The organism is Kitasatospora sp. NPDC051914 (assembly GCF_040680995.1).
Classification (GTDB): domain Bacteria; phylum Actinomycetota; class Actinomycetes; order Streptomycetales; family Streptomycetaceae; genus Kitasatospora.
Map to the genome: position 1 here is coordinate 124,273 of NZ_JBFAXX010000012.1, position 26,749 is coordinate 151,021.

A 26,749-nucleotide genomic window follows, 5' to 3' on the forward strand; every position below is an offset into this window, starting at 1 on the left:
GGCCTTCCGCTCCGCGCAGGCCCCCGCGCCCCTTTCCCGCTCCGGTGGTGCAGGCGGCCCGGTAGTGCAGGTCACACGGTTGCGTGGTACCGGCCGCGTGTCCGCGCCGCTATCGTCCGTGACATGTTCGCTGCCTACGCTGCCCGTATCGACCCGGACGACCCGCTGAGCGCACTGGAGTTGGGCGAACTCCCGGAGCCCGCGGCCCGCGAGGGCTGGAGTGTCGTCACGGTCAGGGCCGCCACCCTCAACCACCACGACCTCTGGTCGCTGCGCGGCGTCGGCCTGCCCGCCGAGCGCCTGCCGATGATCCTGGGCTGCGACGCCGCCGGCGTCGACGAGCACGGCAACGAGGTCGTCATCCACTCCGTCGTCGGCCAGAGCGGCCACGGGGTCGGCCCGGACGAGCCGCGCTCCATCCTCACCGAGCGCTACCAGGGCACCTTCGCCACCAAGGTCGCCGTGCCCACCTGGAACCTGCTGCCCAAGCCCGCCGAGCTCACCTTCGAGCAGGCCGCCTGCCTGCCCACCGCCTGGCTGACCGCTTACCGGATGCTCTTCACCAACGCCGGGGTCAAGCCCGGTGACACCGTGCTCGTGCAGGGTGCCGGCGGCGGCGTCTCCACCGCGCTGATCGTCCTCGCCAAGGCCGCCGGCCTGCGGGTCTGGGTCACCGGCCGGGACGAGGCCAAGCGCGCCCGCGCCGTGGACCTCGGCGCCGACGCCGCCTTCGAGAGCGGCGCCCGGCTCCCGGAGCGGGTGGACGCGGTGATGGAGACCGTCGGCGCGGCGACCTGGTCGCACTCGGTGAAGTCGCTCCGTCCGGGCGGAACGATCGTCATCTCCGGCGCCACCTCGGGCCCGAGCCCGAAGGCCGCCGAGCTGAACCGGATCTTCTTCCTGGAGCTCAAGGTGGTCGGCTCCACCATGGGCACCAAGGAGGAGCTGGCCGGGCTGCTCGCGCTGTGCGCCAACTCCGGCGTGCGGCCGGTCATCGACTCCGTCATGCCGCTGACCGAGGCCCGCGACGCCTTCGCCCGCCTCGCCAAGGGCGACGTCTTCGGCAAGCTCGTCCTGACCCCCTGATACGGCGGGGCCCTGGCGGACGGTCGTCCGCCAGGGCCCCGGGGGGTGCCTCTGTACTCAGCCGAACAGCCGCTCGGCCGCTGCGGCCAGGGTGGCCCGAGCCTGCGTCAGCTGATCGCGGGTCACCCCGTTGTCGCGGGCGGCGTCGCGGACGCGGTCGCGGAAGCGGTCGAGCAGGCGTTCCAGCTCGCGCGCCGGGTCGGCGTCCGGATCCGTGCGGGCCCAGTCGGGCAGGTCGGCCGGGGCGGGGTCGTCCGCGGTGTCCTTGTCGAGGTCGATCCGGGTCACCCTGACCTCCTCGGTCGGAGCCTGGTGGCCCCAGCGGGCGGCGTCGGCGAGCCCGCCCAGGCTGCGGGTGAGCTCGGCCAGGCCCTCGGTGAGGCCGGTCGACCAGTCGCCGCGCGAGGCGTGCTCGCGGACCTGCTCCTCGACCCGCCGCTTGATCCGCAGGGCCTCCTGCTGGGTGGCGCTGCGGGCGGCCTTGGACTGCTCGCGCAGCCGACGGGCCTCCTCCTCGGCCGCCTTCGCCTTGGCCTTGGCGGCGCGCTCCTGCTCCTTGGCGCGCTTGGCCTGCTCCTTGGCCTGGGCCTTGAAGCGCTCGTACTCGTCCTTGGTGCGCTGCCAGGCCTCGCGGTCGCCCCAGGGCCCGGCCCAGGCATCGCCGCCGGGGGCGGCCTCCGGGCGGGGGGCCTTCTTGGCGGCGCCCCACAGCTCCTCGCGGAGGTCCTTCGCGGTGTCCCGGACGTCCTCGCGGATCGCCCCGGCGAGCTGGGCGACGGAGTCGCGGATCTCGACCTCCAGCTCGGCGAGCTCGTCCTGGCGGGCGGCCAGTTCGGTGCGGCCCGCGTCGGTGAGCCGGTAGACCTTGCGGCCGCCCTCGGTGCTGTGGGTGACCAGGCCCTCCTTCTCCAGCTTGGCGAGCCGCGGGTAGACCGTGCCGGCGGAGGGCGCGTACAGCCCCTGGAAACGCTCCTCCAGGAGGCGGATGACCTCGTAGCCGTGCCGGGGCGACTCGTCGAGCAGCTTGAGCAGGTAGAGCCGGAGCCGGCCGTGGCCGAAGACGGGCGACATCGCTCAGGCCTCCTTGGTCAGGTCGGGGCCGCCGTGGTCGGGGCCGGTGGTGAGCTCCTTGGCGGGCGCCGGGGCGTCCTCGTCCTCGGGGCGGTGGAGCACGGTGATCGCGCCGGAGACGGTGGTCACCTGGAGCCGGCCGGTGCCGCTGCCGAGCTGGCCGGAGAGCCGCTTGGCACCCCAGCTGCCGGCGACGGTGAGCTCGGCGAAGGTGGAGGTGACGTCACCGGTGGTGGTGCCGGCCTCGACCTTGGCGTCCGCGACCGAGGGCAGCCGGACGCCGACCGGGCCGCTGACCGTGGTGACGGTGATGTCGGTGGGCGTCTGCACGTCGAGGTCGAGCGTGACGGCGCCGCTCACGGTCTTGGCCTGCACCTTGTCGGCGGTGCCGGCGACCACGGTGAGCTGCCCGGAGACGGTGTGGACGCGCAGCTCGCCGGAGACCGACTGGGCGTCCACGTCGCCGGAGACGGTGTTGGCCTGGGTGCGCCCGGAGAGGCCGACCAGGGTGACGGCGCCGCTCGCGCCGTGGACGGTGACCGGGCCGCCGATGCCGGAGACGGTGGTGTCCGCGGAGGCGGAGCCGATCCTGACCTCGGTGCCGGCCGGCACGGCGAGCGAGACGACGGCGCGGCGCTTGCGGCGCAGCGAGGCGAGGAACGCCTTGACCGACTGGAGGGACTTCACGGTCTCGGAGAGGTCGCTCCAGCCGAGGTCCTTGTAGGCCACGGTGAGCACGCCGTCCTTGAGGTCCACCTGCAGCGGCTCGCCCTCCAGCTCGGTGACCTCCAGGCGGGCCGGGCCGTCGGCGGCCACGACGTTGACGGCGCCCCCGATGATCCGTACGTGCAGGCCGGTGACCGGCTCGTCGATGGTGATCTTCTCGGGTCCTTCGACCGTCCACTCGCTCATGATTCCCCGTCCTCCCGTTCGCGATGTATCGCGTCGACTGATTAACACGATATATCGCGATGGGGCGAAGTCAACCCCGACTCGCCCCCGACACCCGACCCCGACACGTGCCGGGGCCCGGAAGGCGGATGCCTTCCGGGCCCCGGTCGTGCAGTGCGCGTGCGGTGCTGCGGATCAGTCCTCGTCCTCGTCGTCGAGGCGGGCCAGCCAGGTGGCCAGCCGCTCGACCGGGATCTCGAAGTCCGGGTTGAGGTCGACGAACTCGCGCAGCCGCTCGGCCAGCCACTCGAAGGTGACCTCCTCGTCGCCGCGACGGCTCTCCAGCTCCTCGATGCCTCGGTCGGTGAAGTACACGCTGTGCTCCGGTCCGGTGGGGTGTGACCCGGCCAGGATAGACCGGCGGGGGTGCGGGCCCGGCCGCTCAGCCGGACTTGCGCCAGTAGGTGAGGGTGCAGGTCGCGGCGCCGTCGCTGTCGCCCAGCTTGACCGTCTTCAGCACGACGAGGTCGCCGGAGGTCCGCAGGCGGACGCAGAAGGAACTGCCCACCGGCACCGCCTCGAACTTGACCGTGGTGAGCGGGGAGCTGTCCACCCCGGCCGCGCAGGCTTCCGGGGTGAGCTCGCCGCCGCCCCCGGCGACGAAGGCGTCCGACTTGTCCTTCAGCCGGAACTCCGGGCCGAACGTCTTCACCGACCAGGAGGACTCGTCGTCCGCCACCACCTTGCCGGTGGTGAGGTTGTACTCGTACCGGGCGTTCGGCGGGATGGTCAGAATGGTGTCGCGGTAGACCGCGGTGTACGCCGCCGCGGTCGGCGCGGCCTTCTTGGTGGCGGCCGTGGACCCGGATCCGGCCGGCCCGGAGGTCCCCGCTCCGGCCGCGGCGGTGGCGGTGCCCGGCGCCGTCCCCGACCCGGTGCGGTCGTCGCCGCCGGAGCTGAGCGCCACCCCGATCGCGGTGCCGGCGACCGCCGTGACCGCGACCACGGTGAGCAGCACCTTCCAGGAGACACCGCCGCGGCCCGTCGGCGCGGTCGGCGGCAGCGGGAGCGCGGCCGGGTACGGGGCGGCCTGCGGACCGGGCGCCGAAGCGCCCCACCCGGCCGGGGCGCCGTGGACCGGCGGCATCGGCCCGGTGGGGGCCGCGGCCGGCTCGGCGGGCCCGAACATCCCGCTGGGCGACGCCACCCCGCTGGCCGGCGGGATGTTCGAGCCCGCCGCAGGAGCGGTGGGAGGGGCGGTCGGTACCGGCGGGGCCCCGATCGACGGGGCGGTGGCCGGCACGGTCGGCATCGGGGGCGCCGCGGGCGGCACCGGCAGCGGGGTCGGCGGTGTGCGCGGCAGGTCGGAGCGGCGGGTGATCTCGGTGTTCACCTGGGCGGGCAGCCAGTCGTCGGCGAACCGGAGCTGGCCGCCGACGGCGGGGTGGCTGCGGGCCGCCTCGATGACCTCGGCCGGGGACGGCCGCTGCGCCGGGTCCTTGGCCAGGCAGCGGGCCAGCAGCTCGCGCAGGTCGGCGGGGACGCCCGCCAGGTCCGGCTCCTCGTGGACCACCCGGTAGAGCACCGCGGTGTCCGGGCCCTCGCCGAACGGCGGGGTGCCGCCGGCCGCATAAGCCGCGAGGGCGCCGAGCGCGAAGACGTCGGTGGCGGCGGTGACCGGCCTGCCCTGGGCCTGCTCGGGCGACATGAACGCGGGGGAGCCGATCCGGTAGCCGGTGCCGGTGAGTGCGGTGGCGTCGGCGGCCCGGGCGATGCCGAAGTCGATCACCCGCGGACCGTCCTCGGCGACCAGCACGTTGGCCGGCTTGAGGTCCCGGTGCACCACCTGCACGCTGTGGATCGCCTGCAGGGCCTCGGCGATGCCGCCGATCAGCAGCAGCACGGTGCGGGTCGGCAGCGCGCCGTGCCCGCGGATCACCTGCTGCAGCGAGGGGCCTGGCACGTAGGCGGTGACCAGCCAGGGCGCCTCGGCGTCCGGGCCGGAGTCGATCACCTGCGCGGTGTAGAGGCCGTGGATGCGCTGGGCGTTGGCGACCTCCTGGGCGAACCGCCGCCGGAACTCGCCGTCCTCGGCGAACTCCGCCCGCACCACCTTGAGCGCGACCGGCCGGCCGCCCGGCGTGTACGAGAGGTAGACGCGGCCCATGCCGCCCGCACCGAGCCGCGCGAAGATCCGGTAGCCGCCGACCTCCCTCGGGTCCTCCGGCTGCAGCGGCTGGAACACGGACGGCAGATCGTTGGACATGCGGCGGCTCCCCCGAAGGTGCGATACGACGGCCCCTACGGTAGCGACCTGACGGTCCGGCAGGTCGGCCGGGGCGCAGGAACGGTCGCGGAGAACGCAGGGGCCCGGCCCCGCCTGACGGCGGGACCGGGCCTTGTGGCGCTGTGTCAGCAGCGGTGCGTCAGAGCGAGAACACCTCGTCGACGAGGCCCTGCTGCTCGGCGGCGTGGCGCTTGGCCGAGCCGACCGCGGGGGCCGAGGAGGCCGTCCGGGCGACGCGGCGCAGGCGGGCGCCGTTGGCGTTGCGGCCTACGACGACCTGCAGGTGGTCGACCAGGTTCATGGCGATGAACGGCCATGCACCCTGGTTGGCCGGCTCCTCCTGCGCCCAGACGAACTGGACGTCGTCGCCGTAGCGGCCCAGCTCCTCCTGGAGCTCGGCCACCGGCAGCGGGTAGAGCCGCTCGACGCGGACGAGGGCGGTGTCGGTGACGCCGCGCTCGGTGCGGGCCGCCTCCAGGTCGTAGTAGAACTTGCCGGAGGTGATGACGACCTTGCGCACCTGCGACGGGTCCACCGTGGCGTCCCCGATGACCGGCCGGAACGAGCCGGACAGGAACTCGGCCCGGGCCGACGCCGCGGCCTTCAGACGCAGCATCGACTTCGGGGTGAAGACGACCAGCGGCTTGTGGTGCGGGTTGTGCGCCTGCCAGCGCAGCAGGTGGAAGTAGTTCGACGGCGAGGTCGGCATGGCGACCGTCATGTTGTTCTGCGCGCACAGCTGGAGGAAGCGCTCCGGGCGGGCGGACGAGTGGTCCGGGCCCTGGCCCTCGTAGCCGTGCGGCAGCAGCAGGACGACGCCGGAGTGCTGGCCCCACTTCTGCTCGGCCGAGGCGATGTACTCGTCGACCATGGTCTGCGCGCCGTTGACGAAGTCGCCGAACTGCGCCTCCCACATGACCAGCGCGTTCGGGCGGGTCAGCGAGTAGCCGTACTCGAAGCCCATCGCCGCGTACTCCGACAGCAGGCTGTCGTAGACGGTGAAGCGGGCCTGGTCCTCGGTCAGGTACAGCAGCGGGGTGTAGTCCTCGCCGGTGGTGCGGTCGATGAGGACGGCGTGGCGCTGGCCGAAGGTGCCGCGGCGGCTGTCCTGGCCGGCCAGGCGGACGGGGTGGCCCTCCATCAGCAGCGAGCCGATGGCGAGGGTCTCGCCCATGGCCCAGTCGATGGTGTTGTCCTCGACCGAGGCGGCGCGGCGCTGCAGCTGCGGCAGCAGGCGCGGGTGGACGGTCAGCCAGTCCGGCAGGTTGACCTGCGAGGCGGCGATCCGCTTCACCATCTCCTCGGAGATGCCGGTCCGGATGTTGACCGGGAAGTCGGCGACCGGCTTGCCGTTGGCGGCCGGGGCCGGCGCGGTGGCCGCCTCGCGGACCTCGGCGAAGACCTTCTCCAGCTGGCCCTGGAAGTCCTGCAGCGCCTGCTCGGCCTCTTCCATGGTGATGTCGCCGCGACCGATCAGGCCCTCGGTGTAGAGCTTGCGCACCGAGCGCTTCTTGTCGATCAGGTCGTACATCAGCGGCTGGGTGAAGGACGGGTTGTCGGCCTCGTTGTGACCGCGGCGGCGGTAGCAGATGAGGTCGATGACGACGTCCTTGTGGAACTCCTGCCGGAACTCGAAGGCGAGCCGCGCGACGCGGACCACGGCCTCCGGGTCGTCGCCGTTCACGTGGAAGATCGGCGCCTCGATCATGCGGGCCACGTCGGTGCAGTACATCGACGAGCGCGAGGACGCCGGGGCGGCGGTGAAGCCGACCTGGTTGTTGACCACGACGTGCACGGTGCCGCCGGTGCGGTAGCCGCGCAGCTGCGACATGTTCAGGGTCTCCGCGACCACGCCCTGGCCCGCGAAGGCCGCGTCGCCGTGGATCTGGATCGGCAGCACCGGGAAGGTCGTGCCGCCCTGGTCCAGGATGTCCTGCTTGGCGCGGGCGATGCCCTCGACGACCGGGTCCACGGCCTCCAGGTGGGAGGGGTTGGCCGCGAGCGAGACCTTGATCTCCTCGCCGTCCAGGCCGGTGAAGGTGCCCTCGGCGCCCAGGTGGTACTTCACGTCGCCGGAGCCGTGCATCGACTTCGGGTCGAGGTTGCCCTCGAACTCGCCGAAGATCTTGCCGTACGGCTTGCCGACGATGTTGGCCAGCACGTTGAGGCGGCCGCGGTGGGCCATGCCGATGACGGCCTCGTCCAGGCGGTGCTCGGCGGCGGCGTCGATCGTCGCGTCCAGCAGCGGGATGAGGGACTCGCCGCCCTCCAGCGAGAAACGCTTCTGCCCGACGTACTTGGTCTGCAGGAAGGTCTCGAAGGCCTCGGCGGAGTTCAGCCGGCGCAGGATGCGCAGCTGCTCCTCGCGCTCGGGCTTGGTGTACGGCTTCTCCAGGCGCTCCTGCAGCCACTTGCGCTGCTTCGGGTCCTGGATGTGCATGTACTCGATGCCGACGGTGCGGCAGTAGGTGTTGCGCAGCAGGCCGAGGATGTCGCGGAGCTTCATCATCTTCTGGCCGCCGAAGCCGCCGACCGCGAACTCGCGCTCCAGGTCCCACAGGGTGAGGCCGTGCTGGACGACGTCCAGGTCGGGGTGCTTGCGCTGCTTGTACTCCAGCGGGTCGGTGTCGGCCATCAGGTGGCCGCGCACGCGGTACGCGTGGATGAGCTCCATGACGCGGGCGGTCTTGTTGACCTCGTCGTCGTGGGTGGCGGCGACGTCGGTCGCCCAGCGCACCGGCTCGTAGGGGATGCGCAGCGACTCGAAGACCTCGTCGTAGAAGCCGTGCTCGCCCAGCAGGAGCTGGTGGATGGTGCGCAGGAACTCGCCGGAGGCCGCGCCCTGGATGACCCGGTGGTCGTAGGTCGAGGTCAGCGTCATGATCTTCGAGACGCCGAGGCGGGCGAGGGTGTCGGGGGAGGAGCCCTGGAACTCGGCCGGGTACTCCATGGCGCCGACGCCGACGATGGTGCCCTGGTTCTGCATCAGGCGGGGCACGGAGTGCACGGTGCCGATGCCGCCGGGGTTGGTCAGCGAGACGGTGACCCCGGTGAAGTCCTCCATGGTCAGCTTGTTGGCGCGGGCCCGGCGGACGATGTCCTCGTAGGCCTGCCAGAAGCCGAAGAAGTCCAGCGTCTCGGCCTTCTTGATGGCCGCGACGACCAGCTGGCGGTCGCCGTTGGGCTTCACCAGGTCGATGGCCAGACCGAGGTTCACGTGCTCCGGCTTGACCAGGAAGGCCTTGCCGTCCTCCACCTTGTAGCTGTGGTTCATGCCCGGCGAGGCCTTGATGGCCTGGACGAGGGCGTAACCGATCAGGTGGGTGAAGGAGACCTTGCCGCCGCGGGCGCGCTGCAGGTGGTTGTTGATGACGATGCGGTTGTCGATCAGCAGCTTGGCCGGGACGGCACGCACCGACGTCGCGGTCGGCACCTCCAGCGAGGCGTCCATGTTCGAGGCGACGGCCTTCGCCGGGCCGCGCAGCGGGACGAGCTCGGGGCCCTGGGCGGCCGGCGCGGGCGCCGCGGGTGCGGCGGCCTTCGGCGCGGGCGGCGCGGCAGGGGCCGCGGCGAGCGGCGCGGGCGCCGGCTGGACCGGCGCGGCCGGTGCAGCGGGTGCGGGCGCCGCTGGGGCGGCAGGAGCAGCAGCGGCAACGGGGGTCGGCGCGGAGCCGACCTGGGTTGCGGCCTGGGTCACTGGAGTCACCTCGGTACCGGGCTTGTAGTCGGCGAAAAAGTCCCACCAGGCCCGGTCTACCGAGTTCGGGTCCTGGAGGTACTGCTGGTAGATCTCGTCGACGAGCCACTCATTGGGGCCGAAGCCAGTGGTGCTTGCCGAGCTGGGGGTTTCAGGGTGTGGCGACATCGGGGCAACCGCCCTCTTCCGCTTCCTTTTGGGATGGTGGACAGCGGGGATTAAGGCTACGCCTCCGACCAGTGATCGCGCAGTCCCCCCTGGCCAGGCGTCGCCCAGATCACAGTGGTCGGCCGGAAATTGGCCGGTTGTGTGCGTTAGAAACCCGCCGGAGCGGGTAACCGGACACCTTTGCTCCGCTCCATTATCCCCATAAAATCTGACAATACGGACGTCGGGGTGCGGAGCGGGGCCGACCCCGAGCATGGTCGGCCCCGGTATGTCCCAGTTCTGTGACAACTATGCCGGTACGGGCGTGTCACCCGGCAGCGTGACCTCGATGCGGCAGCCCCGGTCCGTCTCCGCGACCCGGATCTCGCCGCCGTGCAGGTCCACCGCCCAGCGGGCGATGGCGAGGCCGAGGCCGGTGCCGCCGTCGCTGCCCGGCCCCTGGGCGGTCGCGGTGCCGCTGCGGCCGAACCGCTCGAAGACCCGGTCGCGGTCCTGCAGCGGGATGCCGGGCCCCTGGTCCTCGACCTGCAGCAGCAGCCCGCCGGCCTCCTCGCCCGGGCGGGCCCGCACCGTCACGGTGCCGCCGGCCGGCGAGTGCTTGCAGGCGTTGTCGACCAGATTGGCCACCACCTGGTGCAGCCGCTCCTCGTCGGCGACCGCGGTCAGCCCCTCCGGCTCCACGTCCAGGCTCAGCAGCACGTCGCCGCGGCGCCCGTACGCGCCGCCGGCGGTGGCGCCGTCGACGGTGACCCCGCGCAGCACGCCGTCCAGGAAGGGCCGGACGTCGAAGGGGCGGGCGTCGAGCGGGACGACGCCGTCGTCCAGCTTGGACAGGTCCAGCAGGTGGGTGATCAGCCGGCCCAGGCGCTCGGTCTGCTCCAGTGCCGCGCCCAGCGTCTTCGGCTCGGGCTGGACGACGCCGTCGACCACGTTCTCCAGGACGGCCCGCAGTGCGGCGATCGGCGTGCGCAGCTCGTGCGACACGTTGGCGATGAGTTCCCGGCGGTGCCGGTCGGCGGCCTCCAGGTCGGCCGCCATGCGGTTGAAGGAGTCGGCGAGCTCGCCGATCTCGTCCCGGGAGGAGGTCTCCACCCGGGCGCTGTAGTCGCCGCGGGCCATCGCCCGGGCCGCGGCGGTCATCTCGCGCAGCGGCGCGGTGAGCCCGTGCGCGAGGAACTGCATGAAGAGCAGTGACGCGATCATCGAGAAGATCATGATGATCCGGATCTGCGTCTCGGACCTGATCGCGACGACCACCATCCCGGTGGCCAGGCAGACGGAGACGATCACCAGCAGGGCGAGCTTGCCCTTGATGGACCGCACCGGGTCGAACGGCCGCATGTCGGCCCACACCCGGCGGGCGGCCCGGCCGGCCAGGCCGGGGCCGGGACGCTCGGCGGCGTCCCCGTTGCGTTGCTGTGGAAAGGTCATCGTGCCCCTGTGTCGTGCGGCGCGGCAGGGGAAGGCTCGGGCCCCCCGGCGGCCCAGCCCTCGGTGCGCGGCTCAGGAAAGAGGTGCCTCCAGGGCGTACCCGACGCCGTGCACCGTGCGGATCCAGCTGGCACCGATCTTCCGGCGCAGCGCCTTGACGTGGCTGTCGACCGTGCGGGTGCCCGAGGCGTCCGTCCAGTCCCAGACCTCCGCGAGCAGCTGCTCGCGGGTGAGCACCGCGCGGGGCTGCGCGGCGAGGCAGGCCAGCAGGTCGAACTCGGTGGGCGTCAGGTGGACGTCGCCCGAGCCGAGCCGCACCCGGCGCTGCACGTGGTCGATCTCCAGCTCGCCGAAGCGCAGCGAGCCGAGCGCCGGCGTCCTGGCCGCCTGCTGGGCGCGCTCCACGCGGCGCAGCAGCACGTTCACCCGGGCCGCGAGCTCGCGCATGGAGAACGGCTTGGTCATGTAGTCGTCCGCGCCGACACCGAGGCCGACCAGCAGGTCCGTCTCGTCGTCGCGGGCGGTCAGCATCAGCACCGGGACGGGGCGCTGCGCCTGGATGCGGCGGCACACCTCCAGGCCGTCGAAGCCGGGGAGCATGATGTCGAGCACCACCAGGTCCGGCTGCCAGGTGTGGAAGCCGTCCACCGCGCCGGGGCCGTCGTGGGCCACCGCCACCTTGAAGCCCTCCGCGCCCAGGCGGGCCGCGATGGACTCGGCGATGGTGGGTTCGTCCTCCACCACCAGTACTCGCCGCTGCGTACCGACCGGGCTGCTGCCGGTGTCTTGCTGAATCTCTGTCACGGTCACGCCACCGCCCCCAGGGCTGCGGGCCGGTCACCTGTGGGGGTGGCGGCGCCGCGTCGTAGTCGTCTTGGTCCGTCGTGGGCTGTGCCCGGCCTGCCGCGTGCGCGGGGCGCCGTTCCGCCGTCGGCTCCCTGCGCGGCGTGGATGCGCCGTGTGGTCCGCACACCCGACCCGCACTCCACGCAGAGTACGGACACCGGCGGCATTCCGGCAGGTGGCCCGGACACATCCGGGCCACGGATCGATGCCGATCCCCCGTCGGGACCGGGCACGGGGCGATACCTTACCCGGCCAAATTCGCAGCTGTAACGATCTGTATGCACCCGCACTGCGGGTTCGCCACTTACTACTGGGTCGTTCGTCCGTGAACGGAGGGCAGGTACGGACCAAGGCGTGGACGTGGTGCGCCGAAGCTCAAGCATTCTTCACAGCTCTTCCCCAGCAGCCTCCCAGCTATGGAACGTATCGTGGTCACGACAAGGGCCACCGGTGTCTCCGCGGGCACCGTCCGTGCGGACTCCGCACGCCCTCGACACGTTGCACACGGGGGCGGGCGACGGAATCCGGCGGACGGAGGCGGCATGGCGGCGGACGGTCGGCGCCTGACCGGCGCGCGCCGCGGCCCGGGCGCCGGGCTCCTCCGGAGACTGCGCCGGGCGCTGCCCACGCCGCGCCGCAACCCCTTCGCCCTCGGCTACCTCGCCCTGCTGCTCGGCACCACCCTCTTCGCCCGGTTCGGCGACCCGCAGCTGGTGCACCGCCTCCAGGCGCTCTCCAGTACGGACGTTCACAACCTCGCGCACCACCCCCTGCTCGCCCTCGCGGCCAGCGGCCTCTGGGTGGCGGGACCGGTGTGGACGCCCTACCTCTGGGCCTTCGCGGTCACCGTCGCCCCGCTGGAGCGGCGGATCGGCGCCCGCCGCGCGGCCGGGGTCTTCGCGGCCGGCCACGTCGGCGCCACCCTCCTCTCCCAGGCCGCCGTGCTGGCCGCCGTCGCCGCCCGCCGGCTGCCGCTCGACGCACTCGACACCCTGGACATCGGCGTCAGCTACGGCGTCCTCGCCAGCCTCGGTGCCCTCGCCGGGCTCCTGCCGCCGGCCGGCCGCACCATCGCCCTCGGCGCCGCCGCGGCGATGGTGGCCGAGCAGTTCCTCACCGGCACCGACCTCGTCACCGGCATCGGGCACCCCGCCGCCCTGCTCATCGGCATCGCCCTGTGGCGCCCGCTGCGCCGCGGCCCCCGCCGCCCGCTGCGCCGCCCCGGCCGCTCCGCCGCGCCGCAGCCCGCCCGCGTCTGACCTGCGCCTTTCCGTGCCCTTCCGGCGTCCGGCCGATGATCGCTCAGAGCGAACGACCGCCGGGGAACATCTGCGGCCCGCCAATCCTTAGTCAGGTCAGCTCAACTTCGCTGACTGGGGAGAGATCATGGCATCGACGTCCGTTCCGCTCACCCTGCCCGTGCTGCCGCTCGACGACGAGGTGGTGCTCCCGGGCATGGTCGTCCCGCTCGACCTGTCCGACGCCGAGGTCCGCGCCGCCGTCGAGGCCGCCCGGGCTGCGGCGACCGGCACGGGCAAGCCGCAGGTGCTGCTGGTGCCCCGGCTCGACGGCTCGTACGCCGCCGCCGGCACCCTGGCCACCGTCGAACAGGTCGGCCGCCTCGCCGACGGCGACCCGGCCGCGCTCGTCCGCGCCGTCCGCCGGGTGCGCATCGGCGCCGGCACCACCGGCCCCGGCGCCGCCCTCTGGGTGGAGACCACCCCCTTCCGGGAGTCCTCCGAGGGCACCGCGGTGGCCGGCCGCGCCGCCGAGCTGGTCAAGGAGTACAAGGCACTCTCCACCCAGTGGCTGCGCAAGCGCGGCGCCTGGCAGATCGTCGACCGGGTCGCCGCCATCGACGACGTCGGCGAGCTCGCCGACAACATCGGCTACGCCCCCTTCGCCACCGCCGAGCAGAAGCTCAAGGTCCTGCTGGAGGCCGACCGGCTCGCCCGCCTGGAGTACGCCCTCACCCTGCTGCGCGACCACCTCGCCGAGGAGGAGGTCAACGACACCATCCGCAAGGACGTGGAAGAAGGGGTCGCCAAGCAGCAGAAGGAGTTCCTGCTCCGCCGCCAGCTGGAGGCCGTCCGCAAGGAGCTCGCCGAGCTCAACGGCGAGTCCGCCTCCGAGGAGGACGACTACCGGGCCCGCGTGGAGGCGGCCGACCTGCCCGAGAAGGTCCGCGAGGCGGCCCTCAAGGAGGTCGACAAGCTGGAGCGCTCCTCCGAGCAGTCGCCCGAGGGCTCCTGGATCCGCACCTGGCTGGACACCGTCCTGGAGCTCCCGTGGAACGAGCGCTCCCAGGACGCCTACGACATCGCAGGCGCCCGCGCCGTCCTCGACGCCGACCACTCCGGCCTCGCCGACGTGAAGGACCGCATCGTCGAGTACCTGGCCGTCCGCAAGCGCCGCGCCGACCAGGGGCTGGGGCAGATCGGCGGCCGCCGCGGCGGCGCCGTCCTCGCCCTGGTCGGCCCGCCCGGCGTCGGCAAGACCTCGCTCGGCGAGTCCGTGGCCCGCGCGATGGGCCGCTCCTTCGTCCGGGTCGCGCTCGGCGGCGTCCGCGACGAGGCGGAGATCCGCGGCCACCGGCGCACCTACGTCGGCGCGCTGCCCGGCCGCATCGTCCGCGCGATCAAGGAGGCCGGTTCGATGAACCCGGTCGTCCTGCTCGACGAGATCGACAAGGTCGGCTCCGACTACCGCGGCGACCCGGCGGCCGCCCTGCTCGAAGTCCTCGACCCGGCGCAGAACCACACCTTCCGCGACCACTACCTGGAGGTCGAGCTCGACCTCTCCGACGTGGTCTTCCTCGCCACCGCCAACGTGCTGGAGGCCATCCCCGAGCCGCTGCTCGACCGGATGGAGCTGGTCCGCCTGGACGGCTACACCGAGGACGAGAAGGTCGTCATCGCCCGCGACCACCTGCTGCCCCGCCAGCTGGAGAAGGCCGGTCTCAAGGTCGACGAGGTGGCCGTCGACGAGGGTGCGCTGCGCCTGCTCGCCGGCGAGTACACCCGCGAGGCCGGCGTCCGGAACCTGGAGCGGTCGATCGCCCGCATCCTGCGGAAGGTCGCCGCCCAGAGCGAGCTCGGCGAGCGCGAGCTGCCCGCCGCGATCGGCGCCGACGACCTGCGAGGCCTGATCGGGCGGCCGCACCACACCCCCGAGTCCGCCCAGGAGCCCGCCGAGCGGCGCACCGCCGTCCCCGGCGTCGCCACCGGCCTCGCCGTCACCGGCGCGGGCGGCGACGTCCTCTACATCGAGGCCTCGCTCGCCGACGCCGAGACCGGCTCCACCGGCCTCACCCTGACCGGGCAGCTCGGCGACGTGATGAAGGAGTCTGCGCACATCGCGCTCTCCTACCTCCGCTCGCGCGGCGCCGAACTCGAACTGCCCGTCACCGGGCTGCGGGACCGCGGCATCCACCTGCACGTCCCGGCGGGCGCCGTCCCCAAGGACGGGCCCAGTGCCGGCATCACCATGACCACCGCGCTCGCCTCGCTGCTCTCCGGGCGCAAGGTGCGGACGGACGTGGCGATGACCGGGGAGGTGTCGCTGACCGGGCGGGTGCTGCCCATCGGCGGGGTGAAGCAGAAGCTGCTCGCCGCCGACCGGGCCGGGGTCACCACGGTGATCATCCCGCGGCGCAACGAGGCCGACCTGGACGACGTGCCGGCCGAGGTGCTGGAGCGGCTCACCGTGCACGCCGTCGCCGACGTCCGCGAGGTCCTGAAGCTGGCCCTGGAACCGGCGGAGGTCCTGGTGGCCGCCTGAGCCGACAGGCCGGGGCGACGACAGCAGGGGCGCGTGGGGGCACCTCCCGCGCCCCTGCGGGCCCGCGCGTCCGGGCGTTACCCCGTGCGGACGTGGTGAGTACGCGGCGGAAACCCCCGCGTGCGACACTGCCGAAATGCCGTCCCCTACGCAACGGGCCCTGGCCCGAGTCCCGGAGCGGTACCGGCCGTTCCTGGTGCAGCACCGCAAGCTGGTGAAGTTCCTGCTGGTGGGTGGGACCTGCTTCGTGCTGACCACGGCGATCGACCTGGGTCTGAAGTTCACCGTGCTGCAGCACAAGCCGGTGGTGGCGCTCACCATCGCGACGGTGATCGCCACCGTCGTCTCCTACGTGCTCAACCGCCAGTGGTCGTTCCGGGCGAACGGCCGGCAGCGCGAGGCGATCCTCTTCTTCGTGGTCAGTGCGATCGCGGTGGTGGTCAACGACCTGCCGCTGGTCTTCTCCCGCTACGTGCTGGACTTCCGGGAGCCGGACGTCTCCCCGCTGGGCCAGGAGATCGCCGACTTCGTCAGCGGCATGCTCGTCGGCACCTTCCTGGCGATGCTGTTTCGCTTCTGGGCGATGAACCGCTGGGTCTTCACCCGCAGCAGGCTCCAGCCGCCCGCCGAGGACCTCGAACCCGAGCGGGTCTGAGCGCCCCCCGGCGGACGGCCGGTGCGGTGCAGCGCTCAGCGGGCGCCGAGCAGGTGCTCCATCGCGAGCTGGTCGAGCTGCTCGAAGGCCATGCCGCGGGCGGCGGCCGCATCCACGTCGAAGTCCTCGAACGCGGCGCGGTCGGCGAGCAGCGCACCGAGGCCGTCCTCGGCGGTCGGCCGGGCGAGCTCGTCCAGACGGGCCGCCCGCAGGGCCTCCTGGACGGCCGGGTCGGCCCGGAACGCCAGCGCCCGCTCCTTGAGCAGCAGGTAGTTGTTCATGCAGGCGGCGGCCGATGCCCACACGCCCTCGAAGTCCTCGGTGCGCGGCGGCTTGAAGTCGAAGTGCTTGGGGCCCTCGTAGCCCGCCGACTCCAGCAGGTCCACCAGCCAGAACGCGCTGCGCAGGTCGCCGGCGCCGAAGCGCAGGTCCTGGTCGTACTTGATGCCGGACTGGCCGTTCAGGTCGATGTGGAAGAGCTTGCCGTGCCACAGCGCCTGGGCGATGCCGTGGGCGAAGTTCAGCCCGGCCATCTGCTCGTGGCCGACCTCCGGGTTGAGGCCGACCCGCTCGGGCCGCTCCAGGGTCTGGATGAAGGCGAGGGCGTGGCCGACGGTCGGCAGCAGGATGTCGCCGCGGGGCTCGTTCGGCTTGGGCTCGATGGCGAAGCGCAGGTCGTAGCCCTGCTGCTCGACGTACTCGCCGAGCAGGTCGAAGGCCTCCTTCAGGCGGTCCAGCGCGACCCGGACGTCCTTGGCGGCGCCGTGCTCCGCGCCCTCGCGGCCGCCCCAGGCGACGTAGGTGGTGGCGCCGAGCTCCGCCGCCAGGTCGATGTTGCGGATCGTCTTGCGCAGCGCGTACCGGCGGACGTCGCGGTCGTTGGCGGTGAAGGCGCCGTCCTTGAAGACCGGGTGGGTGAAGAGGTTGGTGGTGGCCATCGGGACCTTCATGCCGGTGGCGTCCAGGGCGGTGCGGAAGCGCTTGACGATCGCGTCGCGCTCGGCGTCCGAGGAGCCGAACGGGATCAGGTCGTCGTCGTGGAAGGTCACGCCGTGGGCGCCGAGTTCGGCCAGCCGGTGGACGGTCTCGACCGGGTCGAGGGCCGGGCGGGTGGCGTCGCCGAACGGGTCGCGGCCCTGCCAGCCGACGGTCCACAGGCCGAAGGTGAACTTGTCCGCGGGGGTGGGGGAGGGCATCTCGGTGCTCCAGGGGTCTATTCGTCAGGGCAGAAAACAAACTAATATCCCGAGGCACGGAAGGGAAGGCCCGGCGCGGCGGACGGAGAGGAAGACATGGCAGGGATCGTCATCGGAGTGGACAGCTCCACCCAGTCCACCAAGGCCCTCGCGGTGGACACGGCCACCGGCGAGGTGCTCGGCGAGGGCCGCGCGGCCCACACCGTCACCGGCACCGGCGGCGCCCGCGAGAGCGACCCGCGGCAGTGGTGGCAGGCACTGCAGGACGCGATCGCCGCGACCGGCTGCGCCGAACGCGCCGAGGCCGTCTCGATCGGCGGCCAGCAGCACGGCCTGGTCGCCCTCGACGCCGACGGCGCACCCGTCCACCCCGCGCTGCTCTGGAACGACACCCGCTCCGCCGGACAGGCCGCCGTCCTCGTCGACAAGCTCGGCCGTGAGGCCTGGGCCCGCCGCACCGGCAGCGTCCCCAACGCCTCCTTCACCGTCTCCAAGTGGGCCTGGCTGCGCGACCGCGGCCTCACCGACCGGGTCGCCGCCGTCCGCCTGCCGCACGAGTACCTGACCGAGCGGCTCACCGGCCGGCCCGCCGCGGAGCGCAGCGACGCCTCCGGCACCGGCTGGTGGGGCGAGCACGGCTGGGACCGCGACATCCTCGACCTCGTCGGCCTGGACGAGGCCCTGCTCCCGCCGCTCGCCGAACCCGGCACCGCGGCCGGCGAGACCCGCGGCTCCTTCGGTGGGCTGCGGCCCGGCATCCCGGTCGCCCTCGGCGCGGGCGACAACGCGGCCGCCGCCCTCGGGCTCGGCCTCGGCGGCGGCACCGGCGCCGCGTACGGGCAGCCCGCCCTCTCGCTCGGCACCTCCGGCACCGTCCACGCCGTCACCCGCGGCCGGCCCGCCGACCCCAGCGGCACGGTGGCCGGCTTCGCCGCCGCCCACGGCGACTGGCTGCCGCTGGCCTGCACCCTCAACTGCACCCTCGCCGTCGACCGGATCGCCGCCCTGCTCGGCCTCGACCGGCAGGCCGTCGAACCCGGCGGCGAGGCCGTCGTCCTGCCCTTCCTGGACGGCGAGCGCACCCCCGCACTCCCGCACGCCTCCGGCCTGGTCCACGGCCTGCGGCACGACACCACCCCCGGCCAGCTGCTCCAGGCCGCCTACGACGGCGCCGCCTACGCCCTGCTCGCCGCCCTGGACCTGGTGCTCGACGCCGGCGGCGAGGCCGCGGGCGACGCACCGCTGCTGCTGATCGGCGGCGGGGCCCGCGGCCGGGCCTGGCAGGACACCGTGCGGCGGCTCTCCGGCCGGGCCGTCCAGGTGCCCGCCGCCGGCGAACTCGTCGCCCTCGGCGCCGCCGCCCAGGCCGCCGCCCTGCTCACCGGCGAGCACCCCGCCGGGATCGCCCGCCGCTGGGGCACCGCCGCGGGACCGGTGCTCGACCCGGTCGAGCGGGACGGCGCGGCCACCGCCCGGATCGCCGCCGTCCTCGCCGCCGGGGCGCCACTGCTCGGCGCCGACCGCCAGGGCTGACCCGGCTGCGGACGGCATACGGGTCCGTCCGAGAGTGCCGCGGTGGCGCCGTCGGCAGGCGCGGATACCCTGCAACCGGTCGACCGGGTGTTCGGCCGTCGAACGAGAGGTGACGAGGCGATGCGGGAGACGGAGGCGAGACGGGCCCGGCCCGCGAGCCAGCAGGGCATGAGGAGGGCCAACCTGGCCCTCGTACTGGGCGAGTTCGCGGCCGGCCCGCGCTCCCGCGCCGAGGTCGCCGCCGCCACCGGCCTCACCCGGGCAGCGGTCTCCTCCCTGGTCGACGAACTCGCCGCCGCCGGCCTGGTGTCCGAATGCGGGCCCGCCGTGCCCAGCGGCCGCGTCGGCCGGCCCGGCACCGCCATGGCACTCGACCCGGGGGGCCCGGCCGGCCTCGGCGGCGAGATCGGCGTCGAACACCTGGCGGCCTGCGTCGTCGACCTGCGCGGCGAGGTCCGCGGCTGGCTGCGCCAGGACGTCGCCAACCGCGGCCGCCCGGTCGAGGACGTCCTGCGCGACCTCGCCGTCCTGCTGCGGGAGGTCGCCGACTCCTGCGGACTGACCCCCGCCGGCCTTGCCGTCGCCGTGCCCGGCCTGGTCGGCTCGGCCGAAGGCGTCGTCGAACGCGCCCCCAACCTGGGCTGGTCCGACCTGCCGCTCGCCGCCGAACTCCGGCGCGCCCTGCGCGAGGCCGACGCCGACGCCCTCGCCGCCCTGCCCGTCGAGGTCGACAACGAGGCCAACCTCGGCGGCCTCGCCGAACTCTGGCTCGGCGACGGTCCCGACGACTTCCTCCACCTCTCCGCCGAGGCCGGCATCGGCGCCGCCCTCGTGATCGACGGCCGCCTGCTGCGGGGCGCCCGCGGCTACGCCGGCGAACTCGGCCACGTTCCCGTCCACCCCGACGGACCCCACTGCCCCTGCGGCGCCCGCGGCTGCCTGGAGCAGTACGCCGGAGAGGCCGCCGTGCTGCGGGCCGCCGGTCTCGCCGACGCCGGCGGCGACTGGGTGGCCCTGCTCGCCCGCCGCGCCGCCGACGGCGACCCCGCCGTGCGGGCCGCACTGGCGGCGGCCGGCTCCGCGCTCGGCGTCGCCGCGGCGGGGGCGGTCAACCTGCTCGACCCCGCGGCGCTGGTCCTCGGCGGCGGCTACGCCGAACTCGCCGAGTGGCTGGTGCCCGCGATGCGGACCGAACTGGCCGGCCGGGTCACCGTCCGCACCTGGCAGGACGACTGGCTGTCCGTCTCCACCCTGGGCCGCCGCGGCCCCCTGCTCGGCGCCGCCCTCGGCGTCGTCCGCGCGGTCGTCGCCGACCCCGGCCGCTTCGCCGCCGCCGAAGCCTGACGCAGGGCCGGGAGCCACGGCTCCCCCCCCGTGGCACTAGGGGGTTGCCTCCATCGGGGTGTCGACGACGCGGTCGGTGGCCAGGAGTGTGACGGCGACGCCGGCGACGGCCCAGGCGGCGAGGACGGGGAGGGGCGGGGTGAGGGCGGTGCCGCCGAGGTAGGCGATGGAGCGGGCGGCGTCGGTGCCGGCGCCGTTCGGGATCCAGGATCCGATCGCCCGCCAGAAGGGCGGCAGCAGCGGCGGCGGGCGGACCCCGCCCGCACTCGGGTTCCCGAGGACCACGAAGACCAGTACGGCGATGCCGATCCCGACCACCCCGAACAGGCACTGCATGGCCATGGTGAAGGCCCCGACCGCGAAGACCACCAGGGTGCCGAGTCCCCAGAGGGGCAGGACCGGGCCGGGCAGGGCGTCCAGGACCGGGCCGGTGACCAGTGCGCCGCCGAGGCCGGCCGCGACGGAGTAGAGGAGGAGCGTGCCGAGCCGTAGCAGCGCCCGGCCGGTGTCCGCGGGCTTGGAGCCGGCGCTGATGCCGAGGACCGAGGCCACCAGGCAGCCGCCGACGCACCAGCCGACCACCAGGTAGAAGGAGGAGAGGCCCTCGGCGTCGCCGGGGGCGAGCGGGACGACGTCCTCGGTGCCGAGGGTCCGCTGCCGGGCGGACTCCAGCGAGCCGACGATCCGTTCGGCGGCGGTCGCCGCGGCGGGCCCGCGGGCGGTGGCCACCAGCAGGGTGTCCCGGGTGCCGGCGGGGTCGACCAGCCAGGCGGCGTACACCTTCTGGTCCTTGATCAGCCGGACGGCGCTCTCCCGGTCCGGTGCGGTGCCGGACCGGACGGCCTCGTTCGGGACGGCATGCAGGGCCGAGGTGGCCTCCAGGACGGACTGGGCGGGGCCGACCACAGCGATGGAGAGCCGATGGGGGGTCGGGTCGCGGAGGGCGCCGACGTGACCGGCGGTGAAGCCGAGTTGGAGCAGGAGCACCCCGAGCACGAGCAGGAAGGCGCGCGGGGTGACCGCGTCCTCGACCTCGGCGAGGAATCCCGGGCGCGGGCCGGCCATCGACCGCCTCCTTGGCGCGAGGGGCAAAAGGTGCGAAACAGGTGCTTCATAACATGAAGCAGTTGTCCGGGAGCGGAGGCGCGGGCTGCGGGATACTGACGCCATGAGTGACCAGGAGTCGGCCGACCGGGCGTTCCGCGCCGTCGAGCGGGAGGTGGCGCTGCTCTTCCGGCGGGGGCGGGCGCGCTCCGCGGAGATGGCGCGGCGGGTGCATCCGGAGCTGGAGGGTGCGGCGTACGCGATGCTCGCGTACGTGGAGGAGTCCGGCCGGGTGCGGCTGACCGACATCGGGCTGCACTTCGGCATCGGCAAGGCCTCGATCAGCCGGCAGGTGAAGCACCTGGAGGAGCTGGGGCTGGTCCGGCGCGAGGTCGACCCGCTGGACCGGCGTTCCTCGCTGGTGTCGCTCACCGGGGACGGCGCCGCCCGCTACCTGCGGGCCCGGGACGCCCGGATGGGCCGCTTCCGCGAGCTGATGGCCGCCTGGGACGAGGAGGACGTGGTGCGCTTCGCCGAGCTGCTGGGGCGCTTCAACGATCTGGCGGCGGAGTCCATGCGCCCCGCGGAGTCCGCCCCGGCCTGACCGGCCCTTCGGATGCGCACCGGCCCGGCCCCCTTGAGGAGCCGGGCTTTACTTGCGCTTGAAGAAAGTTGCCCTACTCAACCATTCGCCTTACGGTTGCCGAAGGCAACGAAATTTCACGGCGAAGGACCTCCATGACACCGACGACACCCATGACGCACCGACAAGTCCTGGAAGCGCTGTCAGGCCTGCTCCTGGGCCTGTTCGTGGCCGTGCTCTCCTCGACCGTCGTCTCCAACGCCCTGCCCACGATCCTCACCGACCTGCACGGCGGCGAGTCCGCCTACACCTGGGTGATCACCGCCACCCTGCTCTCGCTCACCGCCTCCACGCCGATCTGGGGCAAGCTCTCCGACCTGGCCAGCAAGAAGCTGCTGGTCCAGATCGCCCTGGTGATCTACATCCTGTCCTCGGCACTGGCCGGGCTCTCCCAGAACACCGGCCAGCTGATCGCCTGCCGCGTCCTGCAGGGCATCGGCGCCGGTGGTGTCACCGCGCTCGCCCAGATCTGCCTGGCCGCGATGGTCCCCCCGCGCGAGCGCGGCCGCTACAGCGGCTACTTCGGCGCGGTCTTCGCCCTCGCCACCATCGGCGGCCCGCTGATCGGCGGCGTCATCGTCGACACCGATTGGCTCGGCTGGCGCTGGTGCTTCTACGTCGGCATCCCGTTCTCGCTGCTGGCGATCGCGGTGCTGCAGCGCACCCTGCGGCTGCCGGTCGCCCCGCGGCGCGAGGCCCGCATCGACTACCCCGGCGCGCTGCTGGTCACCGCCGCGGCCAGCCTGCTGATGATCTGGGTCAGCCTGGCGGGCAAGAACTACGACTGGCTCTCCTGGCAGACCGCCGCCATGCTGGCCGGCACCGCCGCGCTCGCCGTGCTGTTCGTCGCCGCCGAGCGCCGTGCCGCCGAGCCGGTCATCCCGCTCCACCTGTTCCGGCACCGCACGGTGACCCTCTCGGCGATCGCCAGCGTCCTGGTCGGCATCGGCATGTACGGCGCCACGACCTTCCTCAGCCAGTACTTCCAGCTGGCCAAGGAGAAGTCGCCGACGGTGGCGGGCCTGCTCACCCTGCCGATGATCCTCGGCCTCGCCGTCTCCTCCACCGTCGCCGGCAAGCTGATCACCCGCTACGGCCGCTGGAAGGGCTACCTGGTCGCCGGCACCCTGCTGCTCACCGTCGGCTTCGGCCTGCTCGGCACGGCGCGCGCCGACACTCCGTACGGCCTGCTCGCGCTGTACATGGGGGTGGCCGGCGTCGGCCTCGGCCTGACCATGCAGAACCTCGTCCTCGCCGTGCAGAACACCGTGCCGCGGGAGGAACTGGGCTCGGCCAGCTCGGTGGTCACCTTCTTCCGCACCATGGGCGGTGCGGTGGGTGTCGCCGCGCTGGGCGCCCTGATGGCCGACCGGGTGGCCCGCTACCTCGCCGAGAACCTCGCCCGGGCCGGCGTGCACCCGACCGGTTCGGCCCTCGGCGGCGGCGAGATCCCCGACCTGCACCGGCTGCCCGCACCGGTCGTCCCGCTGGTCACGGACGCCTTCGGGCACGGCGTCGGCGTGGTCTTCCTGATGGCGGCGCCGTTCGCGCTGCTGGCCTTCCTGGTGGTGCTGTTCATCCGCGAGATCCCGCTGCGGACCACCATGGACGCCCCCGCCGGGCGCACCCTCCAGTTCGTCGAGGACTGAGCCGGCCGGCACGGGCGATGCGGAAGGGCCCGCGAGGTGCGTACCTCGCGGGCCCTTCGTTCGTGCGTGCGGCTCAGCGGCCGGCGATCAGGGTGATCCCGTAGAAGACCACCGAGGCGCAGACGCTGAAGCTCAGTGCGGCGCCGGCCAGGGCCAGGTTGCCGCTGCCGGCACCCGGGATTCCGGACCGGACGGCCTCCTGGGCGGCCTCGCGGCGCGACAGCGCCAGGATGCCGAGGGAGAAGGCCGCGACCACCGCGACGGTGATGGCGAAGCTGAGGCCCGCGGTCTGCGCGAGGGCGTCCCACTTGATGTGCATGGTTTCCCGTCCTCTCTGAGTGGTCGGCCGGTCAGGCCGCGACGGTGGTGGTGGCGGGGGTCGGGACGGCGGTGGCCGGCACCTCGACCTCCTGGACGTCGTTCACGTTGCCGGCGTGGACCGGCTGGCGGCGCGAGATGAACCACATGGCGGCGGAGCCGGAGACCAGCGCGGCGCCGACCAGCGCCACGCCCCACGAGCCCTGGTCCGCGACGAAGGCGGCGATGCCGGCCACCGTGGCGGCGGCGGGCAGGGTCAGGCCCCAGGTGTAGACCATGCGGCGCACCAGGCTCCAGCGCAGTTCGCGCTTCGGGCCGCCGAGGCCGGCGCCCATGATGCCGCCGGAGCAGACCTGGGTGGTGGAGAGGCCGAAGCCCATGTGGGTCGAGGTGAGGATGACCGTGGCGGCGGCCGTCTCGGTGGCCAGGCCCTGGCGGGGGCGGATCTCGGTCAGGCCGTTGCCCATCGAGCGGATGATGCGCCAGCCGCCCATGTAGGTGCCGAGCGCGATCGCCGCACCGGCGCTGACGATGACCCAGGTCGGGGGCAGCGCGCCGGGCTTGAGGGCGCCGACGGAGACCAGGGTCAGGGTGATGATGCCCATGGTCTTCTGTGCGTCGTTGGTGCCGTGCGCCAGGGAGATCAGCGAGGAGGTGAACATCTGGCCGCGCCGGAAGCCCTTCTCGGTGGTCTCCTCGCGGCCGCCGCGGGTGATCACGTAGGCGAGCTTGGTGGCGCCCCAGGCGGCCAGGCCGGCCACCAGCGGGGAGGCCACGGCCGGGATGAGGATCTTGGTGGCGACGATGTCGAAGTTGACGCCGTTCAGGCCGACGCCGACGACCGTGGCGCCGATCAGGCCGCCGTACAGCGCGTGCGAGGAGCTGGAGGGCAGGCCGCGCAGCCAGGTGAGCAGGTTCCAGAGGATCGCTCCGACCAGGGCGGCGAAGATGATCGACGGCTGGATGCCGGCCTTCTCGTTGACGATGCCGCCGGAGATGGTGGTGGCCACCTTCACGGAGAGGAAGGCTCCGGCGAAGTTGAGGACTGCGGCGATGGTGACCGCGACCTTGGGCTTGAGGGCTCCCGTCGCGATGGAGGTGGCCATCGCGTTGGCGGTGTCGTGGAAGCCGTTGGTGAAGTCGAAGGCGAGCGCCGTGATGATCACAACGGCCACCAGGAACGTGATGTGTTCCATAACCAAACAATCGTCGTAGTTGTCGGACTGACGCTGCTGTCAGGCGTGACCGTAGGGATCCCGGGTGAACGGAAGGTGAACAGGGTCGGGATTCGTGGTTCCGATGGTGGCGAGGGGGTTGCGCAGAAGTTGTGAAAACGTGGAAACGGCGCCTCTGTACGGCGGTTGTGTCCGGGTGGGTCCGCCTTGGTGGGGGTTTGTTGAGACTTGCCTCACACCCCGTCGGTTCGCGCTGTGAGGGCCCTCGTGAGGACTGGCTGAGAATTCACCGGCCGGACCACGGGCCCCCTGCCGTTACCGCGCGGTCACATGGCAGGATTCGGGGGAGAGATCACCGGGCGGCAGGCCCGGACGGCGCTGGACTGGGGAGGGCGGCCGATGACGGCTGGGCAGCGTACGGAGAGCGGCGTCCGGCCGTGGGTTCGGGCCGCGATGCGCTGCGGCGCGGTACTCGCGGCAGCGGCGCTCTCCCTGCCGGTGGCCACGGCCGCGTATGCCGCGCCGACGCCGACGCCGACCTTCACGGTGGCCGCCGGCGCGGATCCGCTGGCCGACGCCAAGACCACGCTCGGCCCCATGCTCGACCGGCTGCACCAGCTCTACCAGGAGGCCGAGGCCGCCACCGAGCAGTACAACGCCGCCGTCGCCCGGCAGGCCGCGCAGCAGCAGCAGGTCGCCGACCTCCGCGCCAAGGTCGCCTCCCAGCAGGCCGCGGTGAACGCCGGCGTGGACATCGCCGCCCAGCTCGCCGCCGCCCAGTACCGCAACGGCCGGGCCTCCGACCTCGCCGACCTGATGCTCGCCGAGAACCCGTACCAGGCCGTGGTGATCGCCCAGCTGCTCGACGCGGCCGGCCGCTCCCAGAAGGCCTTCCTGGACCGGCTCAAGTCGGACCGCGCCACCCTGGTCGAGCTGCAGACCCAGGCCGAGCAGGCGCTCGTCCAGGCCACCGCGCTCGCCACCCAGCAGGAGGCCGCCAAGACCGACGTCGCCAAGCGCCTCACCGCCGTCGAGGACATGGTCGGCTCGCTCACCGGCGCCCAGCGCAGCGAACTGGAGGAGCTGGAGCGCCGCCAGGCCGACGAGGCCCAGCTCGCCTTCCTCGCCTCCGGTGCCCTCGGCAAGGGCGAGCGCACCCCGTCCGAGGCCGGCCGGAAGGCCGTCGCCTGGGCGCTCAAGCAGCTCGGCAAGGACTACGTCTGGGGCGGCGCCGGCCCGGACGTCTTCGACTGCTCCGGCCTCACCTCGCAGGCCTGGCTGCACGCCGGCCGGCCGATCCCGCGGACCAGCCAGGAGCAGTGGGCCCAGCTCAAGCACGTCCCGCTGAACCAGATGCGCCCCGGCGACCTGGTGGTCTACTTCGGCGGTGCGACCCACATCGGCATGTACATCGGCGGCGGCCTCATCGTGCAGGCCCCGCACACCGGCGACGTGGTGAAGATCACCAAGGTCGGGGCCATGCCGATCCTCGGCGCCGTCCGCCCCGACCCGGACTCGGGCGCCGACGACAGGGGCGGCGAGTGGAAGGTGCCGCAGGTCACCGTCGGCCCGCCGCGGATCGCCCCGTCCAAGCCGACCACCGTGCCGCCGCGGCCCACCCAGCCCACCCAGCCCACCCCGAGCAAGCCCACCACGCCGACCACCGGCACCGGCACGCCCACCGGCTCCGGTACGCCCACCGGCTCCGGTACGCCCACCGGCTCCGGCACCCCCACCGGTTCGGGCACCCCGAGCGGCTCCGGCACCCCCAGCGGCAGCAGCACCCCGTCCGCCACCGCGTCCGCGACCGAGGCCGCTTCGCGTTCCGCCTCCGCCACCCCGAGCGCTCAGTAGGGAACGGAACCGCGAGCGGCGGGAGGGGCCCCCCCGCGGGCGCCCCCCCCCCCCGGGGGTGGCCCGCCCCCGGGGGGGAGG

At 73.4% G+C, this 26,749-nt stretch carries 20 protein-coding genes; 9 read left to right on the top strand and 11 right to left on the bottom strand.

All coding sequences use genetic code 11. The features are described from left to right. Positions 1-123 precede the first annotated feature (123 nt). Positions 124-1,086 carry a zinc-binding dehydrogenase gene (locus AB0M03_RS10905; protein WP_363490755.1) on the top strand — a complete coding sequence of 321 codons (963 nt, stop codon included), beginning with the start codon at positions 124-126 and terminating at the stop codon, positions 1,084-1,086. Between the two features lie 57 nt (positions 1,087-1,143). Here AB0M03_RS10905 and AB0M03_RS10910 read toward each other — a convergent pair whose 3' ends face one another. From AB0M03_RS10910 to AB0M03_RS10940, 7 genes are all read right to left on the bottom strand, one after another. After that, on the bottom strand, positions 1,144-2,157 hold the full coding sequence (locus tag AB0M03_RS10910; RefSeq protein WP_363490757.1) for a PadR family transcriptional regulator: 1,014 nt from the start codon (positions 2,155-2,157) through the stop codon (positions 1,144-1,146). A 3-nt stretch (positions 2,158-2,160) separates the two neighbouring features. After that, entirely contained in the window at positions 2,161-3,069 is a 909-nt protein-coding gene (locus AB0M03_RS10915; protein WP_363490759.1) for a DUF4097 family beta strand repeat-containing protein, read from the bottom strand. 174 nt (positions 3,070-3,243) lie between these two features. Next, positions 3,244-3,423, bottom strand: a complete 180-nt coding sequence (locus AB0M03_RS10920; RefSeq protein ID WP_030267971.1) for a DUF6104 family protein — start codon at positions 3,421-3,423, stop codon at positions 3,244-3,246. Positions 3,424-3,490: 67 nt separating this feature from the next. Next, entirely contained in the window at positions 3,491-5,314 is a 1,824-nt protein-coding gene (locus AB0M03_RS10925; protein ID WP_363490761.1) for a serine/threonine-protein kinase, read from the bottom strand. 160 nt (positions 5,315-5,474) lie between these two features. Continuing rightward, positions 5,475-9,200, bottom strand: a complete 3,726-nt coding sequence (locus AB0M03_RS10930) for a multifunctional oxoglutarate decarboxylase/oxoglutarate dehydrogenase thiamine pyrophosphate-binding subunit/dihydrolipoyllysine-residue succinyltransferase subunit (RefSeq protein ID WP_363490763.1) — start codon at positions 9,198-9,200, stop codon at positions 5,475-5,477. Positions 9,201-9,488: 288 nt separating this feature from the next. Further along, the gene (locus AB0M03_RS10935; RefSeq protein WP_363490765.1) at positions 9,489-10,631 is read right to left on the bottom strand and encodes a HAMP domain-containing sensor histidine kinase; all 1,143 of its coding nucleotides are present in this window, start codon (positions 10,629-10,631) and stop codon (positions 9,489-9,491) included. A gap of 72 nt (positions 10,632-10,703) precedes the next feature. After that, complete coding sequence (locus AB0M03_RS10940) at positions 10,704-11,435, bottom strand: response regulator transcription factor (protein WP_363490767.1); 732 nt, start codon at positions 11,433-11,435, stop codon at positions 10,704-10,706. Between the two features lie 584 nt (positions 11,436-12,019). On the opposite strand from AB0M03_RS10940, the gene AB0M03_RS10945 reads away from it, so the two are divergent. The 3 genes from AB0M03_RS10945 (at position 12,020) to AB0M03_RS10955 (ending at position 15,912) form a co-directional block, all read left to right on the top strand. Beyond that, positions 12,020-12,736: a rhomboid-like protein gene (locus tag AB0M03_RS10945; RefSeq protein ID WP_363490769.1), complete on the top strand. Its 717-nt coding sequence runs from the start codon at positions 12,020-12,022 to the stop codon at positions 12,734-12,736. A 127-nt stretch (positions 12,737-12,863) separates the two neighbouring features. Then, positions 12,864-15,257 (top strand): endopeptidase La, encoded by a 2,394-nt coding sequence (gene lon / locus AB0M03_RS10950; RefSeq protein ID WP_363490771.1) that lies wholly within the window; start codon positions 12,864-12,866, stop codon positions 15,255-15,257. Positions 15,258-15,393: 136 nt separating this feature from the next. After that, entirely contained in the window at positions 15,394-15,912 is a 519-nt protein-coding gene (locus AB0M03_RS10955) for a GtrA family protein (protein ID WP_363490773.1), read from the top strand. A gap of 35 nt (positions 15,913-15,947) precedes the next feature. Here AB0M03_RS10955 and xylA read toward each other — a convergent pair whose 3' ends face one another. Beyond that, positions 15,948-17,108, bottom strand: a complete 1,161-nt coding sequence (gene xylA / locus AB0M03_RS10960) for a xylose isomerase (protein WP_363490775.1) — start codon at positions 17,106-17,108, stop codon at positions 15,948-15,950. Positions 17,109-17,204: 96 nt separating this feature from the next. On the opposite strand from xylA, the gene xylB reads away from it, so the two are divergent. Both xylB and AB0M03_RS10970 read left to right on the top strand, forming a co-directional pair. Then, on the top strand, positions 17,205-18,641 hold the full coding sequence (gene xylB, locus AB0M03_RS10965; protein ID WP_363490777.1) for a xylulokinase: 1,437 nt from the start codon (positions 17,205-17,207) through the stop codon (positions 18,639-18,641). 120 nt (positions 18,642-18,761) lie between these two features. Further along, a complete protein-coding gene (locus tag AB0M03_RS10970) occupies positions 18,762-19,985 on the top strand; it encodes an ROK family transcriptional regulator (protein ID WP_363490779.1) in 1,224 nt (407 codons plus the stop codon). Positions 19,986-20,021: 36 nt separating this feature from the next. Here AB0M03_RS10970 and AB0M03_RS10975 read toward each other — a convergent pair whose 3' ends face one another. After that, the gene (locus AB0M03_RS10975) at positions 20,022-21,050 is read right to left on the bottom strand and encodes a DUF3533 domain-containing protein (protein WP_363490781.1); all 1,029 of its coding nucleotides are present in this window, start codon (positions 21,048-21,050) and stop codon (positions 20,022-20,024) included. Positions 21,051-21,153: 103 nt separating this feature from the next. Between AB0M03_RS10975 and AB0M03_RS10980 the strand changes: the two genes are divergently transcribed. Together AB0M03_RS10980 and AB0M03_RS10985 are read left to right on the top strand one after the other, a co-directional pair. Further along, positions 21,154-21,633, top strand: a complete 480-nt coding sequence (locus AB0M03_RS10980; RefSeq protein WP_363490783.1) for a MarR family transcriptional regulator — start codon at positions 21,154-21,156, stop codon at positions 21,631-21,633. A gap of 152 nt (positions 21,634-21,785) precedes the next feature. Next, positions 21,786-23,321 carry an MDR family MFS transporter gene (locus tag AB0M03_RS10985; RefSeq protein ID WP_363490785.1) on the top strand — a complete coding sequence of 512 codons (1,536 nt, stop codon included), beginning with the start codon at positions 21,786-21,788 and terminating at the stop codon, positions 23,319-23,321. 73 nt (positions 23,322-23,394) lie between these two features. Here the strand turns inward: AB0M03_RS10985 and AB0M03_RS10990 are convergent, their stop codons facing one another. Both AB0M03_RS10990 and AB0M03_RS10995 read right to left on the bottom strand, forming a co-directional pair. Next, positions 23,395-23,640 carry a hypothetical protein gene (locus tag AB0M03_RS10990; protein WP_363490787.1) on the bottom strand — a complete coding sequence of 82 codons (246 nt, stop codon included), beginning with the start codon at positions 23,638-23,640 and terminating at the stop codon, positions 23,395-23,397. A gap of 31 nt (positions 23,641-23,671) precedes the next feature. After that, on the bottom strand, positions 23,672-24,835 hold the full coding sequence (locus AB0M03_RS10995) for an inorganic phosphate transporter (protein WP_363490789.1): 1,164 nt from the start codon (positions 24,833-24,835) through the stop codon (positions 23,672-23,674). Between the two features lie 378 nt (positions 24,836-25,213). On the opposite strand from AB0M03_RS10995, the gene AB0M03_RS11000 reads away from it, so the two are divergent. After that, positions 25,214-26,668 carry an NlpC/P60 family protein gene (locus AB0M03_RS11000; RefSeq protein WP_363490791.1) on the top strand — a complete coding sequence of 485 codons (1,455 nt, stop codon included), beginning with the start codon at positions 25,214-25,216 and terminating at the stop codon, positions 26,666-26,668. Positions 26,669-26,749: the final 81 nt, after the last annotated feature.